The organism is Chromobacterium aquaticum (assembly GCF_021129195.1).
Classification (GTDB): Bacteria; Pseudomonadota; Gammaproteobacteria; order Burkholderiales; family Chromobacteriaceae; genus Chromobacterium; species Chromobacterium aquaticum.
This window is the reverse complement of the sequence record NZ_JAJOHW010000100.1, coordinates 58,401-74,694: the sequence shown is the minus strand read 5'-3', so window position 1 is coordinate 74,694 and position 16,294 is coordinate 58,401. Positions and strand designations below refer to the sequence as shown.

Below are 16,294 nucleotides of genomic sequence, written 5' to 3'. Positions count from 1 at the left end.
CGGCAGAATGTGGAGTTATTCTGCGATGGGCTCGAAATTATCCGCCTCATCGTCGAGGGGGATGTCGTCTGTGGCCGCTGCCGGGCCTTGTTCCCGAGGCTCCGCCTCGGGCACCACCAGACTTCCCAGTTCCGCCAGCGGCGGCAGATCCTTGAGCGAGACAAAGCTCAAGTCGTCCAGGAATTTTCGGGTCGTGGCATACAAGCCCGGCCTGCCGGGTACGTCCTTGTGGCCGATGACTTCGATCCAGCCGCGTTCCAGCAGAGTCTGCATCACGCCGGTGGACACCGATACGCCGCGTATCGCTTCGATATCGCCACGGGTCACAGGTTGTTTGTAGGCGATGATCGCCAAGGTTTCCATTACCGCGCGCGAGTAGCGCGGCGGCTTTTCCGGGTTCAGGCGGTTCAGGTATGGCGTGAACTCGGCCCGGGCGCGAAAGCGCCATCCCGATGCCAGCTTGACCAGTTCGACACCCCGCCCTCTCCAGTCGCCCTGGATGTCGTCGAGGATGTCATTGATCAATGCGGCTTTCACCTCTTCGGTGAACAGCTTTTTGAGCATGGCAACCGACAGAGGTTCCTGCGCGGTCAGCAGGGCCGTCTCCAGCACGATCTTCAGATATTTTAGGTCGGTGATGGTGGACATTGAGCCGTGAAGCCGTAACACGTATGCGCAGTAAACCGGTTATTGTACATGAACTTGCCGACCGGGGCTAAATTAATCCTGCGGCCATATCGTCCCATGCCGCCAGCGCGGTCAGGCTGTAGCGACGCAGCGTGCGGTCGCCCAGTTCCATCGTCGCCAGCAGTTGGCCGCCACAGGCTTCCACCGTGCGCACCGCCGCCGGCCGGTCCGCCGGGCAGACCAGCACCCAGTTGCCGTGCGCCGGCTTCTCGCCCAGGGTCTGCACGTATTGCAACAGCACGCGGCCATAGCCATGGCCACGCCAGGCCGGCAGCACTTCAAAAGCGATGTGGCCGATGCGCTCCACGATCAACGCGCTGTCCCCCAGCCGCTGGCGCACCGCGCCTATGATTTCGGATTGGCCATTGATCAGGAACCAGGTGCGGCACGGCACCCAGCCTTCTGGCAGGTCCTGCCCGGCGGCATGCCGCAGCAATTGCGCCAGCCAGGCGTCCGGGTCGTCGCCGGCGCGGCGATAATATTCCAGCCCCTCTTCGTGACAGGCCAGGAAAAAGGGGCGGTAGACGGATTGATGTTTCGGATCGGCCGCTTCAATGTGCATGGCATGCTCTCGCGATGAATACCTCTATCCTAATCGCTGGCGAGCCAACATCAAGTGCAAATCGCAGCCGATGGCGATCAGACCAGTGCGATGCGCACATAAATAGGCTGGTACGGGGCCTCTTGGCTGACCTTGACCAGGCCTTCCTTCACCAGCTCCAGCACCGCGATGAAGTTGACCACCAGGTGGGCCACGCCCTTGTCCACGTCAAACAGTTCTTCGAAGGGCACATATTCGCGGCCGTCCAGATAACGCAGAATCCAGCTCATCTGCTCGCGCACCGACAATTCGTCCTTTTCCACCTTGTGATGACGGTGGTGGCGCGCGCGCGACAAAATCGCCATCCAGGCCTGGCGCAGGTCGGCGGGGAAAACCTCGGGCAGTCGCTGTTCCGCTGACTGCTCGATCAGCACCGCCAGCCAGGCGAAATCGCGGTCAGCCTGCGGCAGCTTGTCCAGCTCCAGCCCCGCCAGCTTCATCTGCTCGTATTCCAGCAGACGGCGCACCAGTTCGGCGCGCGGATCGTCCGGCTCACCCTCTTCGTCCAGTTGCGGACGCGGCAGCAGCAGCCGCGACTTGATCTCGATCAGCAGCGCCGCCATCAGCAGGTATTCGGCGGCCAGTTCCAAACGCCCGTCGCTCATCGCGTCGATATAGGCCATGTACTGGACGGTGATCTCCGCCATCGGGATGTTCAGCACGTCCAGATTCTGTTTGCGGATCAGGTAAAGCAGCAAATCCAGCGGCCCTTCGAAACTGTCCAGGATCACCTGCAGCGCATCCGGCGGGATGAACAGATCTTGCGGCACTTCCAGCACCGGCTGACCGAACACGTGCGCGATCGGCACGCTGGGCGGCAATTCCGGCGCGGTCAACTGAAAATCGTCGGTCGCAGGCTGGGTGTCGGGAGATGGGGCGGTGCTCATGGCGGCAAGGATACCAGCTAGCGGCCCGACGGGTGACGGAACTTGCCCGCGCGCGCTGGGCGTGGATTCAGGCCGGCGCCTCCGCCGGCAGCGCTTCGTCGATCTTGATCTCGACAAACTGGTAATGCGCGGTTTGCTGCAGCAGGCGCACCGCGCGCACCCGGCTCTCGCCATCCGCGCCGCGCAACAGAAAGGGACGCATCGCCTGATATAAACGCCCCGGCAGCACTAGAATGCCGGAAAGACGAAAATGCCTCTCCGCCTGCATGCGCAGCGCCGGCTCGAAACCGCCGCTGGCATGGCTGGTGACCGCCGCCACTTCCACCGCTTGCGGACGCTTGCCGATGAATTCGATCCCGCACTCGGTCTGCATGTCCTCGCCGCCGAAACTGACCCAGCGCACCAGACCCAGCTGCCAGCCGAAACCGCGGCGGCGCAGCATCACCACCTCGCCGGCGCGCAGCGGCTGCTGCAAGGACTCGCCCTGCAATAGCAGGCCGGAAGCGCTGAGATTGCTGATCTGCAAGTGGCAAGGCTCCAATTCGCCGTCGGCCGGCGCGCCGGCGGCCAGCCGCCAGCAGCGCGGCAACAGGCTGACCAATTCTACGGTTTCAACACTGAGCCGGCGCAGCCGGACATGGCGCCGCCGGCGCGGCGCGCTCCATTCCTGGCGCAAACGCGCCAGCAGCCAGGCTTCGTGACTGTCGTCCAGGCCCTGACGCTGGCGCTGGCGGCCCAGCTCATCCATGCGCTGCAGCAGGCGGCCGGCGTCCAGCCGCCACCACACACCGTCGCCGTCCAGGTCCAGTTCGGCGCAGAAGCGCGCCGGACGATCGACATCGGCGCGAAACGCCAGCGCGCCCTCGTCTCCCAGCGGTTGATCCAGTTGTTCCACGCGCAGCAGGCCGGCATGCTGTTCCAGCCATTGCAGCAGCAGCGCGATCTTGGCCGGCTCCAGCCGATTGCTGGCGGTCAGGCCCAGCAGCATCAGGCGGCGATAGCTGAGCCCCGGCGCCGCCGTGCCGCTGCCGGCTTGCCGCCCTTCCCAACCCTGGGATAGCGCATGAGCGTACAGGTGGTGGCAGTCGCGCCAGAAGCCCTTGTACAGCGGCGCATAGCTGCGCGCGTGCAACGCCAGCAAGTCGTAGCCGCTGGCCAGCGCCAGTTGCAAGGCCTCCTGCCGCGGGCGCGAACTAGCAAAACGGCTGGCTTCCTGAGCACTGAACGCCTGCGCCAGCAGCTTGCACTGTTCATGCCATTGCCGCAGCAATTGGCGAGCAGAATGCAAACCGGCGCGCGCCTCCGGCGTGCAGGACAGCTCCTGGCGCGCCGCGCCGCTCTCCAGCCGCGCCGCCAGCGCCGACACCGGGGCTTGCAGCGTTTGCAGCAGCGCCAGGCGCTCGGCCGGCGCCAAGGCCGCGCGCAGCCATTGCGCCAGCCATTGGCCGACCTGGTTCGCGGCCAGTTGCGCCGGCAGCGTCGCCAGGCTGGCTAGCTGGGCGCGCGCCGCTTTCAAGTCCAGGGCTTGCCAGGGCGGCTCCGGCAATGCGTGAATCAGCGACAATTCGATCATGACTGAGTCATAGCGAGTGAGACGCCGCCGATGATACCCCCAGCCATGGTTTTTAGCGCGGCATTATTGCCAGCCGCAAAAAAATGCCCCGCCGAGGCGGGGCATTGCTGTGGGAGACCATGTTCGACTTAAGCCGACAGCTCCAGCATCAGCTTGTTGATGCGCTTGACGAAGGCCGCCGGGTCTTCCAGCTTGCCGCCTTCGGCCAGCAGCGCCTGGTCGTACAGCACCTGGGCCAGATCACCGGCGCGCGCCTCGTCGGCCTCCTCGGCCAATCGTTTCACCAGCACATGCTCGGGGTTGATCTCCAGCGTGGGCTTGCTGGCCTCCACTTGCTGGCCCGCCGCCTTCAGCATGCGCTCCAGGTGGGCGCTCATATCGTGCTCGCCAGCCACCAGGCAGGCCGGGCTCTCGGTCAGGCGAGCGGTGGCGCGCACTTCCTTGACACGGTCGGCCAAGGCTTTCTGCACTTTTTCCACCACCGGCTTGGCGCTTTCCTCCACCTGCTTTTGCGCTTCCTTGTCGGCCTCGTCTTCCAACGCGCCCAGGTCCAACGCGCCCTTGGCCACGGACTGCAACGCCTTGCCGTCGAATTCGAACAACGAACCCACCACCCACTCGTCGACGCGGTCGGCCAGCAGCAGCACCTCGACGCCCTTCTTCTTGAACACTTCCAGGTGCGGGCTGTTCTTGGCCGCGGCCAGGGTGTCCGCGGTGATGTAGTAGATCTTGTCCTGACCTTCCTTCATCCGGCCGATGTAGTCGCCCAACGTCACCGTCGGCTCGACGCCTTCGGAAGTGGTGGAAAAGAAGCGCAACAGCTTGGCGATACGCTCCTTGTTGGCCATGTCCTCGCCGACGCCTTCTTTCAACACTTGGCCGAACTCTTGCCAGAACTCGGCGTATTTTTCCGGCTGATTGGCGGACAGGTCTTCCAGCAGCCCCAGCACCTTCTTCACGCAGCCATTGCGGATGGCATCGATGTCCTTGCTTTCCTGCAGGATCTCGCGCGATACGTTCAGCGGCAGGTCGTTGCTGTCAATCACCCCGCGCACGAAACGCAGGTAGTGCGGCATCAGCTTCTCGGTGTCTTCCATGATGAAGACGCGGCGCACATAGAGCTTGACGCCCTGCTTGCGCTCGCGGTCGAACAGATCGAAGGGCGCGCGCGACGGGATGTAGAGCAGCTCGGTGTATTCCTGGCGCCCCTCGACGCGAGCGTGGCTCCAGGCCAGCGGGTCGGTGAAATCGTGGGCGACGTGTTTGTAGAACTCCTTGTACTGCTCTTCGCTGATCTCGCTCTTGCCGCGGGTCCACAGCGCGGAGGCGGAGTTCACCGCTTCCATTTCGTCGCTGACGATGACTTCACCGTTTTCGCCGTAGCTATTGCCCTTTTTCATCTCGATCGGGATGGAGATGTGGTCGGAGTACTTGCGGACGATGCCTTTCAGCTTCCAATCGCTCAGCAGCTCGTCCTCGCCCTCTTTCAGGTGCAACACGATCTCGGTGCCGCGGCCGGCTTTTTCCACTTGCTCCAGCGTGTATTCGCCGGCGCCATGGGATTCCCAGCGGGTGGCGACTGCATCGCCGGCGCGGCGAGTGGTCAGCGTGACCTTGTCCGCCACGATGAAGGCGGAGTAGAAGCCGACGCCGAACTGGCCGATCAGGTTGGCGTCTTTCTTGGCGTCGCCGGACAGTTGCTCGAAAAAGGCCTTGGTGCCGGACTTGGCGATGGTGCCGATATTGGCGATGACTTCGTCGCGGCTCATGCCGATGCCGTTGTCGGCGATGGTCAGCGTGCGCGCCTCGGCGTCGTAGCCGATGGTGATCTTCAGCTCCGGCTCGTTCTCGAACAGCTCCGGCTTGGCCAGGCCTTCAAAACGCAGCTTGTCGGCGGCATCGGAGGCGTTGGAAATCAATTCACGCAGGAAAATTTCCTTGTTGGAGTACAAGGAGTGGATCATCAGCTGCAGCAGCTGCTTGACTTCGGTCTGAAAACCCAGGGTTTCTTTCAATGCGCTCATGGTGACTTGGTCGAAAGTTGGTCAACGATGCGCATCAGATAAGGGCTGTCCCAGGGTTTTCAATACCCCTGCCCGCAACTCAGGATCGTCGCCGCGCGGACATGAAAAAGCCCCGCGACGAAATCGCGGGGCGGTTTGGCTCAGGACTTGATGGACTCAGGCGCGCTTGTCTTCGCGCAAGGCCGGCGGCAGCGCGAACACGGTGCTCTCCTCCACGCCGGCCAGTTCGCTGACGCTGTCGGCGCCAAACGCCTTGATCTGGTCTATCACCGCCTGCACCAGCACTTCCGGCGCGCTGGCGCCGGCGGTGACGCCGACGCGCTGCTTGCCGGCGAACCACGCCTCCTCCAGCTGACCGGCGTTGTCCACCATATAGGCGTCCACGCCCTTGAGCGCGGCCACTTCGCGCAGGCGATTGGAGTTGGAGCTATTGGGCGAGCCCACCACCACCACGATGTCGCACTCGTCGGCCAACACCTTCACCGCGTCCTGGCGGTTTTGCGTGGCGTAGCAGATATCGTCCTTCTTCGGGCTGGAGATCTCGGGAAAGCGCGCCTTCAGTTCGGCGATGATGTCGCGGGTCTCGTCCACCGACAGCGTGGTCTGGCTGACATAGGACAGCGCCGCCGGATTGCGCACCCGCAGCTTGGCGACATCGGCCACGTTTTCCACCAGATACATATTGCCATCCACCTGGCCCATGGTGCCTTCCACCTCGGGATGGCCGGCATGGCCTATCATGATGATTTCCATGCCCGCCTTGTGCATGCGCTTGACTTCGACATGCACCTTGGTCACCAAGGGACAGGTGGCATCGAATACCTGCAGGCCCAAAGCGGCGGCCTCCTCGCGCACCGACAGCGGCACGCCATGGGCGGAATACACCAGGGTGCTGCCGCTGGGTACGTCCTTCAGTTCTTCGATGAACACCGCGCCCTTGGCGCGCAGGTTCTCGACGACGAAGCGGTTATGCACCACTTCGTGGCGCACGTAGATCGGCGCGCCGTAGAGTTCGATCGCCCGCTCGACGATGGCGATGGCCCGGTCCACTCCGGCGCAGAAGCCGCGCGGATTGGCCAGCATGATGGTCTTCGTCATCACAAATCCTTGCTCAAGCCGCGGCGCTCAGGCGCGCGGCTTTCTGAAACTGTCCAGCACCATCAAGGCGGCTCCGACGCAGATGAAGGAGTCCGCCAGATTGAAAGCCGGGTACGACCAGCTGCTGTAGTAGTGCACCTGGATGAAATCGATCACATGGCCGTGGACGATGCGGTCTATCACATTGCCGAGCGCGCCGCCCATGATGAAGGCCGCGGCCAGGCTCATCAGCCCGCTGAAGCGGTTCTTGAAGATGTTCCAGCCCAGCCAGCCGGACACGGCGAACGCCAGGCCGGAAAACAGATACTTCTGCCAGCCGCCAGCGTCGTGCAGGAAGCTGAACGCCGCGCCCGGATTGTACAACAAGGTAAATCCGAAAAAGCCGGGAATGACTTCCCGGACTTCGCCGTACTGGTAATTGCCGTTGAAATAGATCTTGGACAATTGATCCAGCAGCACGATCACCGCGGCCAGCGCAAACCACTTCGGCCATTGCCTAGCCTTGGGCATAGTCATTGCAGAATCCATCAGACCTTCCATTGCGCTTAAGCGAAGCGCCGCGCACTCTAGATATCAAAGCGCCGGAAGCGCGGAGCTTGCGCTCCACTGCCTCCGGCCCAGCCTCGTCAAGCGATGGCTAACGGCCCGCCAAACTTAGGCGAACTTGCGGAACTCGCCCTTGCCGTCGATGTTATCCACGCAACGACCGCACACCGCGCCATGGCCGGCATGACTGCCGATGTCGGCGCGGTAGTGCCAGCAGCGCTCGCACTTCTGCTGCGTGGACGACACCACGCTGACGCGAGTGTGTTCACCTTGCTTGACGCTGGCTTTAGAGACAATCAGCACGAACTTGAGTTCATCGCCCAGGCTGTGCAGCCACGGCAGCAAGACGTCGTCGGCTTCAATCTCGATTTCCGCCTGCAACGAGGAGCCCAGTTGCTCGGCGCTGCGCAGTTCTTCGATCTGCTTGTTCACTTGAGCGCGCAGTTCGCGGATGGCCTGCCACTTGGCGGCCAAGGCCGCTTCGCGTTCGGCGGCCTGGGCCGGGAATTCGTGCCAGATGTGATAGAGGGTCGATTCTTCCTCGCTGTCCACCAACACATTCCACGCCTCGTCGGCGGTGAAGCACAGGATGGGCGCCACCATCAGCAGCAGGCTGCGGGTGATATGGTACAGCGCGGTCTGCGCGCTGCGGCGCGCGTGGCTGTCGGCCTTGGTGGTGTACAGCCGGTCCTTGATCACGTCCAGGTAGAAAGCGCCCAGGTCCTCGGAGCAATAGCCCACCACTTCCTGCACCACGTGATGGAAGGCATAACGCGAGTACAACTCGCCCACCACCTTTTCCTGCACTTCGCGCGCGCGCAGCAGCGCGTACTGGTCCAGTTCCACCATATTGGCCAAGGGCACGGTGTGTTCCAGCGGATCGAAGTCCGACAGATTGGACAGCAGGAAGCGGATGGTATTACGCAAGCGGCGATAGCTTTCCGTCGTGCGCTTCAGGATTTCCTGCGACAGCGACATATCGCCGGAGTAGTCGGCGCTGGCCACCCACAGGCGCAGGATGTCGGCGCCCAGGGTGCCGCAGATCTCTTCCGGCGCAATGCCGTTGCCGCGCGACTTGGACATCTTGTAGCCCTTGTCGTCCACGGTGAAACCGTGGGTCAGCAACTGCTTGTACGGCGCGCGGCCTATGGTGGCGCAACCGGTTTTCAGCGAGGACTGGAACCAGCCGCGGTGCTGGTCCGAGCCCTCCAGGTACAGGTCCGCCGGCCAGGCCAGTTCGGCGCGCTGCTTGAGCACGGCGAAATGGGTGGAGCCGGAGTCGAACCACACATCCAGAGTATCGGACAGCTTGCGGTAGTGCTCGGCCTCCTCGCCCAACAACTCCTTGGCATCCAGGCTGAACCAGGCTTCGATGCCCTGCTGCTCGATGCGCAGCGCCACTTCTTCCAGCAATTGCGCCGAGCGCGGATGCAATTCCCCGCTGTCCTTGTGGATGAAGAAGGTCATCGGCACGCCCCAATTACGCTGGCGCGACACGCACCAGTCCGGGCTGTTCTTGATCATCGCGTCCAGACGCGCGCGGCCCCAGGCCGGGAAGAACTCGGTGGCATCCACCGCGCGTTGGCTGATGGAGCGCAGGGTCTCGCCGCCGTGGCCGGCCTTGTCCATGCCGATAAACCACTGCGGCGTGGCGCGGAAAATGATTGGGGTCTTGTGGCGCCAGCAATGCGGGTAGCTGTGCTCCAGCTTGGCCTTGTGCACCAGCGCGCCGTGCTCTTCCAGCGTTTCGATGATGCGCGGATTGGCGTCCCAGACCAGCAAGCCGGCGAACAGCTCGGTGCCGGACTTGTAGCAGCCGTTGTCGGCCACCGGGTTGGCCACCGGCAACTTGTAATGCAGGCCGGCCTGGAAGTCTTCCAGGCCATGCGCCGGCGCGGTGTGCACCAGACCAGTACCCGCGTCGGTGGTGACGTGATCGCCCAGGATCACCGGCACCTGACGCGCGTAGAACGGATGTTGCAGCTGCAACAACTCCAGCGCCCGGCCCTTGGCCTCGCCCAATACTTGGCAAGATTCAACGCCATAGCGTTTCATCGCCGCCTCGGCCAGGTCCTTGGCCAGGACAAGCTTGCCCTTGGGGGTATCCAGCAATTGATAAACCAGTTCCTCGCCGACGGCGACGGCCTGGTTGGCCGGCAGGGTCCACGGCGTGGTGGTCCAGATCACCGCCATCGCGCCGGAGGCGTCCGCGCCGAAGATTTCACCCGCCTTGGCCGTGTCCACCAGCTTGAAACCGACGTCGATCGCCGGCGACACCTTGTCTTCGTATTCGACTTCGGCCTCGGCCAAAGAGGAGCCGCACTCGATGCACCAATGCACCGGCTTCTCGCCCTTGCTCAGATAGCCGTTTTCGAAGATCTTGCCGAGGGTGCGCACGATGTCGGCCTCGGTCTTGAAATCCATGGTCAGATAGGGATTGTCCCAATCGCCCAACACGCCCAGGCGGATGAAGCCCTTCTTCTGACGCGCCACTTGCTCTTTCGCGTATTCACGGCACAGTTCGCGGAACTTGGCGGCGGGAATGTCCTTGCCGTGCAGCTTCTCCACCATCAGCTCGATGGGCAGGCCATGACAGTCCCAGCCCGGCACATAGGGGGCGTCGAAACCCGCCAGCGTCTTGGAGCGGACGATGATGTCCTTCAACACCTTGTTGACCGCGTGGCCCAGGTGGATATCGTTGTTGGCGTACGGCGGGCCATCGTGCAGGATGAATTTGGGTCGGCCGGCGGAGAGCTTGCGCAGCTTTTCATAGCGCTTCTCCTCTTGCCAGCGCTTGACCCAGGCCGGTTCGCGTTTGGCCAGATCCCCGCGCATGGCGAAGGGGGTATCCAGCAGGTTTACGGTTTTACGATAATCGATGCTCATGCCTGCTCTCGCTGCAAACTTGTCAAATAGGTCTTGGCGCTGGCCGCGTCTTTTTCGATCTGAGCGATCAGCGCCGATAAATCATCATACCGCGCCTCATCGCGCAGTTTCTTCAAGAATCGCACCGTCAGCCGCTGGCCGTAGAGATCGCCAGCGAAATCGAACAGGTGCACTTCCAGCTTGTAGTCCGGCGTGTCGCTGACCGTCGGGTTCAGCCCCAGGCTGGCCACGCCCCCCAGCACGCCATCGGCGGTTTCCGCCTGCACCACGAACACGCCTTGCAGCGCCGGCCGCAGATGCGGCAAATGGATGTTGGCGGTGGGGAAGCCTATGGTACGCCCCAGTTTCTTGCCATGCACCACACGGCCGGAAATCTGGTACTCACGGCCCAGCAAGTGTTCCGCGCCCCCCAGGTCGCCGGCGGCCAGCCGTTCGCGCACCAGGGTGCTGGATGCCCGCTCGCCCATGGCCAGCACCGTGGGCATCGCCTCGGTAACGAAGTGGCTACAGGAGCTCAGCATTTCGAAATTGCCCTGACGCTTGGCGCCGAACTGGAAATCGTCGCCAATCAGCAAATACTTGGTCTGCAAACCCCGCACCAGCACTTTGTCGATGAAGTCCGGCGCCGACATGCCGGCGAAGCCGCGATTGAAGCGGTAGACAAACACATAGTCGACCAAGCCCAGCCGCTGCAGAAACGCCAGCTTGTCGCGCAGCGTGGACAAGCGCCCAGGAGGCTTGTCTCGCGTGAAGAATTCGCGTGGGTGCGGCTCGAAGGTCAACAGGGCCGTCGGCAAGCCGCGCGCATCGGCCTCCAGCCGCAGCCGTTGCAGCATTTTCTGATGGCCAAGATGCACGCCGTCAAAATTACCGATGGTCAAGGCGCAGGCTGACAGCCGGTAACGCTGCGGATCTCCAAAGAATACCTGCATGTGCTGGTCTTATTGCGTCCTGAAAACCTTCGATTGTATCTGCCCGCCATGGAAAGCGTCCAGACATGGAACACAATTGGACTCCAGCGGCGGGCCAATGCTTTTCAGCCATGCAGCAAAATAAAAAGCCCCGCTATTAGCGGGGCTTTTCAAACCGATTGTTTGAGTAAGATTACTTCTTCTCAACCAGCGATTCTTTAACCGCGTCGATGGTCAGCTCAACGCGACGATCAGACTCGATGCATTCCTTGATAGCCAGGTTCTGCTTGGAACCTTTCTTCTGGAATTTCGGGAATTTGGCCTTGCACTCGGCGGTCATCTTGGCTTCAGCGGAGCCACGACCAACGGAGGACACTTTGTCGGCCGGAACGCCAGCGGCTACGAAGTAGTTCTTAACCGCGTCAGCGCGTTCTTGCGACAGACGGTTGTTGTAGGCAGCGGAGCCCATGAAGTCGGTGTAGCCAGCAACTTCAACAGACTTCAGGTAGCCTTTGCCAGCGTTGGCTTTCAGCTTTTCAACCAGCGGGTCCAGTTCGTTCTTGGCATCGCCGCGCAGCTTGGCTTTGTCGAAGTCGAACAGTACTTTAGCGGACAGGGTGACTTTTTCTTTTTCGGAAACCAGCACCGGCTTCGGAGCTTCGGCTACCGGCTTGGCAGCTTCGCGATCGCCACATTCAACCAGGCCGTCCTTGGCCTTGTCGAAGAAGTTGGTTCTCCAGCACTCGCCGTAGTTGTTGCGAGTCACGGATTCGGTGGACTGGTCAACGGCATAGCCAGGTTTAGCAGCAAAAGCGCTAGCGGAAACCAACAGAGCAGCAACCAGGGCGCTCAGTTTCAGCTGTTTAGTCATGTTATTCCCTCTTTAATCTATAAAATGGGTAGCAATGCGGGCTGACGCAAAGACCACACGAACAATTTTACTGCAAACAACAGGGTGATCTGCAAACTGTGTTTATGCAGTTAACCCGCACTATAGAAACGCTGCAACCCCATGTCAACTTGAGGCGCCACAGATTGCGAGCAATCCGTTGCAAAAAAACATCAAAAAAAGCGTTTCTGCACGGCCTTTGTCTCGCATAAGCGACACATTACGCCTATGTGACGCGCCTACGAAACAGTGGCAGCGGATTCAGCACGGTGGCCTGATAGTTTTCGCTAAAAGTATTAAAACCATCCAACGAAGATTCCAGCGTCTTGCCTTCCTTGATGGCAAAAGCATCAAATCCGACTTGCGCCATGGAATGCAGCAGGTCTTGCCAGACATCTCCGATCGCCCGCAGTTCCCCGCGATAAGCGTAACGTTCACGCAGCAGCCGGGCATGACTGTAGCCGCGGCCGTCGGTGAAAGCCGGAAAATCGACGGCGATCAGCTCCAGCTCTGGCAAATCGGCCAGTAGCCGCGCCGGATCATCGTCCGGACTCAGCCAAACGCCAACCCGCGCCGCATGGCTGCGCCAGAACGCGCGGCGCTCCAGCCAGTCCGCCAGCGGCACGATCACATTGCCGCCCGCGGCGGTTTCTGGCAACTGGCCGTTTTCATCCTGGCGCAGCAAATTCCAGTCATCCGGGCGCAACTGCCCTTGTTTAATGATGCTTGGCATACACCCGCTCCTTGAAAGGGTCAAGGCCGATGCGGCGCACGGTTTCGATAAAACGCTCGCCCGCTCCGCGCTGTTCTAGGTAAACACCCATGATGGTGGTGAAGGCCTTGGGCACATCGGCCTGGGCAAAGGACGGGCCTATCACCTTGCCTATGCTGGTGGCCGAGCCCTGGCTGCCGCCGAGGGTGATCTGATACCACTCCTCGCCATTCTTGTCGACGCCGAGAATGCCGATATTGCCGATGTGGTGATGGCCACAGGCGTTCATGCAGCCGGAGAAGTTGCAGTCAATATCGCCCAGGTCGTACAGGTAGTCCATATCCTCGAAAGTGCGTTGAATCGCTTCCGCCACCGGAATCGAACGCGCATTGGCCAAGGAGCAGAAATCGCCGCCGGGGCAGCAGATGATATCGGTCAACAAGCCGATATTGGGCGTGGCGAAGCCGTGCTGCCGCGCCAACTGCCACACCGCGTGCAAATCCCGCTCCGGCACGTCCGGCAACACCAGGTTCTGCTCGTGAGCAACGCGCAGTTCGCCAAAGCCGAAGCGGTCCGCCAACTCGGCCGCAGCATCCATCTGCTCCGCGCTGATGTCGCCCGGCGGCACCCCGGTGCGTTTCAGCGACAACACCACCGAGCGATAGCCCTGCCGCTTGTGCGCGCGGGTATTGCGCTCCGCCCAGCGGGAGAAGGCCTTGTCCTGCGCCAGCAAGGCAGCGAATTCGGAAGACGCGCTTAGCGCCTGATAGGGCGGATCGGTGAAGAAGCTGGCGTAATGGGCGACATCCTCGTCGCGCAAGGTGGCCGGACCGCCCTTGATATGCAGCCATTCGTCCTCGACCTTGGCGGCGAAGCCTTCCACCGTCATCGCCTTGACCAGGATTTTGATGCGCGCCTTGTATTTGTTGTCGCGGCGGCCAAAGCGGTTATACACCCGCAGCACCGCGTCCAGATAGGTCAGCAGATGCGGAGTGGGCAGGAATTCCTTGACCACGTCGCCAACGATGGGGGTGCGCCCAAGACCGCCGCCCACCATCACCCGGAAACCGACTTCGCCGGCCTCGTTGCGCACCACATGCAGGCCGATATCGTGCACTCGGGTGGCCGCGCGGTCTTCCACGCTGCCGGACACCGCGATCTTGAATTTGCGCGGCAGGAAGGCGAATTCCGGATGCAGCGTGCTCCATTGGCGGATGATTTCGCACCAGGGCCGCGGATCCAACAGCTCGTCGCCGGCCACGCCGGCGAAGGCGTCGGTGGTGGTATTGCGCACGCAGTTGCCCGAGGTCTGGATCGCATGCATTTCAACCGTGGACAGTTCTTCCAGGATATCCGGCACCCTGGCCAGTTCCGGCCAGTTGAACTGGATGTTCTGACGGGTGGTGAAATGACCGTAGCCTTTGTCGTAGCGGCGGGCGATGTCTGCGAGTTTGCGCAACTGGCCGCTGCGCAGGTGGCCGTAGGGAATGGCGACGCGCAGCATCGGCGCATGTCGCTGCACATAGAGGCCGTTCATCAGCCGCAACGGGCGAAACTCGTCCTCGCTCAATTCGCCGGCCAGGTAGCGCCGGGTCTGATCACGGAATTGGGCCACGCGCTCGCGCACGATGCGGTGGTCGACTTCATCATATTGATACATGGGCTCTTCCAGACGGCGCTATGCCGGGCGTTTCAAGGGGCTGGCCTGATGCAGGCCGCACTCTTTGGATTCAGGGTTTTCCCACCACCAGCGCCCGGCGCGGACATCCTCGCCCACCGAGATCGCCCGAGTACAGGGCGCGCAGCCAATGGAGGGATAGTGACGGTCGTGCAGAGCGTTGTAAGGCACCTCGTGCGCGCGCAGGTAGTCCCAGACATCGCGCTCGCTCCAGTCCAGCAGCGGGCTGAACTTCTGCAGGCCATTGTCGGCGTCGTAGGCGCTGACCTGCAGGTCCTGACGCGTCGGTGATTGCTCGCGCCGCAGGCCGGTGATCCAGGCCGAGCGCCCGGCCAGCGCGCGCCTCAGCGGCTCCAGCTTGCGCACCTGGCAACAGGACTTGCGCTGATCGACGCTTTGATAGAAACCGTTGATGCCATGCAGCTTGACGTAGTGCTCGACCGCGGCGGCCTGCGGGAAATACACCGTCACCGGGTGGCTGGGATAGCGCTCTTCCACCCGCTGCATCAAGTCGTAGGTTTCCGCCGGCAGGCGGCCGGTATCCAGGCTGAAGGCGGCGATAGGCAGGCTCAACCGCGCGATCAGATCGGTCAGCACCATGTCTTCGGCGCCATAGCTATTGGCCAGCACCGCGTCCGGGTGCTCGGCGGCGATCGCGCGCAGACAGGCGGCGGCCGCGTCGAGTTTTGCTTCCAGGCTCATCAAAAGCTCCAGGCAGGAAATTTCACGACAATCCTACCCAAGCCGCTTATAAACCTAAAAGAATATTGTGTTAGTATTTAATTACTACAGGTTTTAAGAGGATGGCGTCGCATGAAGCTGCAACAACTGCGTTACTTGGTCGAAGTGGCCAAGCAAGGGCTGAACGTATCGGAGGCCGCGGAAAAGCTGCACACCTCGCAGCCGGGCATCTCCAAGCAAATTCGCTTGCTGGAGGACGAACTGGGCATTCAGGTCTTCATCCGCAACGGCAAGCGGGTGGTTTCGGTGTCCGAGCCGGGCAAGGAGGTTTTGCGCATTTCCGAGCGCATTCTGCGCGAGGCGCAGAACCTGAAGCGGGTGGGCGACGAATTCTCCAAGGAGGCGGAAGGCGCGCTGACCATCGCCACCACCCACACCCAGGCGCGCTATGCGCTGCCGCCAGCCATCGCCGAGTTCGTTCGACGTTACCCCAAGGTGAGGCTGTCGATCAAGCAGGGCAGTCCCACTCAGATCTGCGAAATGGTGGTGTCCGGCGAAGCCGACCTCGCCATCGCCACCGAAGGCATCGCCTTGTACAAGGAATTGGCGATGCTGCCCTGCTATGAATGGAACCGTTCCATCGTGGTGCCGGAAGGACACGAGCTGACAAAGCTGGATCACCCTCTGACGCTGGCGGATATCGCCCGCTACCCCATCGTCACTTACGACTTCGCCTTCGCCGGCCGCTCCAAGATCAACAAGGCCTTCGCCGACCAAGGCCTGGCGCCCAATGTGGTGCTGACCGCGATCGACACCGACGTGATCAAGACCTATGTCAGCCTGGGCCTGGGCATAGGTATCATCGCCAGCATGGCTTACGAGCCGGAGCGCGATCTCAATCTGCAGCTGCTGGACGCCGGCCAGCTGTTCGAGCCGTCCACCACCAAGATAGGCATCCGCAAGGACGCCTATCTACGCGGTTTCGCCTACACCTTCATCGAGTTGTTCGCGCCGCATCTGCACCGACGCGAAGTCGAGGCCGCGCTGCTGGCGCGAGATCCGGACAGCGAGGATTGAGGCTGGACCAGTCAAGCAAAACAAAACGCCCCGCTAGCGGGGCG

General features: G+C 61.9%; 14 protein-coding genes. 1 reads left to right on the top strand and 13 read right to left on the bottom strand.

Annotated features, from left to right (window positions below):
* Nucleotides 1-15 precede the first annotated feature (15 nt).
* The 13 genes from scpB to LQT98_RS15830 all read right to left on the bottom strand — a co-directional run bounded on the left by scpB (nucleotide 16) and on the right by LQT98_RS15830 (nucleotide 15,194).
* Nucleotides 16-648, bottom strand: a complete 633-nt coding sequence (scpB, locus tag LQT98_RS15890) for an SMC-Scp complex subunit ScpB (RefSeq protein ID WP_048409068.1) — start codon at nucleotides 646-648, stop codon at nucleotides 16-18.
* Between the two features lie 67 nt (nucleotides 649-715).
* Nucleotides 716-1,249: a GNAT family N-acetyltransferase gene (locus LQT98_RS15885; protein WP_231463443.1), complete on the bottom strand. Its 534-nt coding sequence runs from the start codon at nucleotides 1,247-1,249 to the stop codon at nucleotides 716-718.
* Nucleotides 1,250-1,326: 77 nt separating this feature from the next.
* Nucleotides 1,327-2,175, bottom strand: a complete 849-nt coding sequence (locus LQT98_RS15880; protein WP_048409070.1) for a segregation and condensation protein A — start codon at nucleotides 2,173-2,175, stop codon at nucleotides 1,327-1,329.
* 67 nt (nucleotides 2,176-2,242) lie between these two features.
* Nucleotides 2,243-3,748 carry a hypothetical protein gene (locus LQT98_RS15875; RefSeq protein WP_231463441.1) on the bottom strand — a complete coding sequence of 502 codons (1,506 nt, stop codon included), beginning with the start codon at nucleotides 3,746-3,748 and terminating at the stop codon, nucleotides 2,243-2,245.
* 128 nt (nucleotides 3,749-3,876) lie between these two features.
* On the bottom strand, nucleotides 3,877-5,772 hold the full coding sequence (gene htpG / locus LQT98_RS15870; protein ID WP_231463439.1) for a molecular chaperone HtpG: 1,896 nt from the start codon (nucleotides 5,770-5,772) through the stop codon (nucleotides 3,877-3,879).
* Nucleotides 5,773-5,928: 156 nt separating this feature from the next.
* The gene (gene ispH / locus LQT98_RS15865; protein ID WP_048409073.1) at nucleotides 5,929-6,870 is read right to left on the bottom strand and encodes a 4-hydroxy-3-methylbut-2-enyl diphosphate reductase; all 942 of its coding nucleotides are present in this window, start codon (nucleotides 6,868-6,870) and stop codon (nucleotides 5,929-5,931) included.
* 27 nt (nucleotides 6,871-6,897) lie between these two features.
* Nucleotides 6,898-7,386 (bottom strand): signal peptidase II, encoded by a 489-nt coding sequence (lspA, locus tag LQT98_RS15860; protein WP_048409074.1) that lies wholly within the window; start codon nucleotides 7,384-7,386, stop codon nucleotides 6,898-6,900.
* Between the two features lie 138 nt (nucleotides 7,387-7,524).
* The gene (ileS, locus tag LQT98_RS15855; RefSeq protein WP_231463437.1) at nucleotides 7,525-10,302 is read right to left on the bottom strand and encodes an isoleucine--tRNA ligase; all 2,778 of its coding nucleotides are present in this window, start codon (nucleotides 10,300-10,302) and stop codon (nucleotides 7,525-7,527) included.
* A complete protein-coding gene (locus LQT98_RS15850) occupies nucleotides 10,299-11,234 on the bottom strand; it encodes a bifunctional riboflavin kinase/FAD synthetase (protein ID WP_231463435.1) in 936 nt (311 codons plus the stop codon). Before LQT98_RS15850 ends, ileS begins: the two co-directional genes overlap by 4 nt.
* Before the next feature lie 172 nt (nucleotides 11,235-11,406).
* Entirely contained in the window at nucleotides 11,407-12,084 is a 678-nt protein-coding gene (locus tag LQT98_RS15845; protein WP_048409077.1) for an OmpA family protein, read from the bottom strand.
* A 244-nt stretch (nucleotides 12,085-12,328) separates the two neighbouring features.
* A complete protein-coding gene (locus LQT98_RS15840) occupies nucleotides 12,329-12,835 on the bottom strand; it encodes a DUF934 domain-containing protein (protein WP_048409078.1) in 507 nt (168 codons plus the stop codon).
* Complete coding sequence (locus LQT98_RS15835) at nucleotides 12,819-14,474, bottom strand: nitrite/sulfite reductase (protein ID WP_231463432.1); 1,656 nt, start codon at nucleotides 14,472-14,474, stop codon at nucleotides 12,819-12,821. Before LQT98_RS15835 ends, LQT98_RS15840 begins: the two co-directional genes overlap by 17 nt.
* Before the next feature lie 18 nt (nucleotides 14,475-14,492).
* Entirely contained in the window at nucleotides 14,493-15,194 is a 702-nt protein-coding gene (locus LQT98_RS15830; RefSeq protein ID WP_231463430.1) for a phosphoadenylyl-sulfate reductase, read from the bottom strand.
* Nucleotides 15,195-15,305: 111 nt separating this feature from the next.
* Here LQT98_RS15830 and cysB point away from each other — a divergent pair, with 111 nt between their 5' ends.
* Nucleotides 15,306-16,250, top strand: a complete 945-nt coding sequence (cysB, locus tag LQT98_RS15825) for an HTH-type transcriptional regulator CysB (RefSeq protein WP_048409081.1) — start codon at nucleotides 15,306-15,308, stop codon at nucleotides 16,248-16,250.
* Nucleotides 16,251-16,294: the final 44 nt, after the last annotated feature.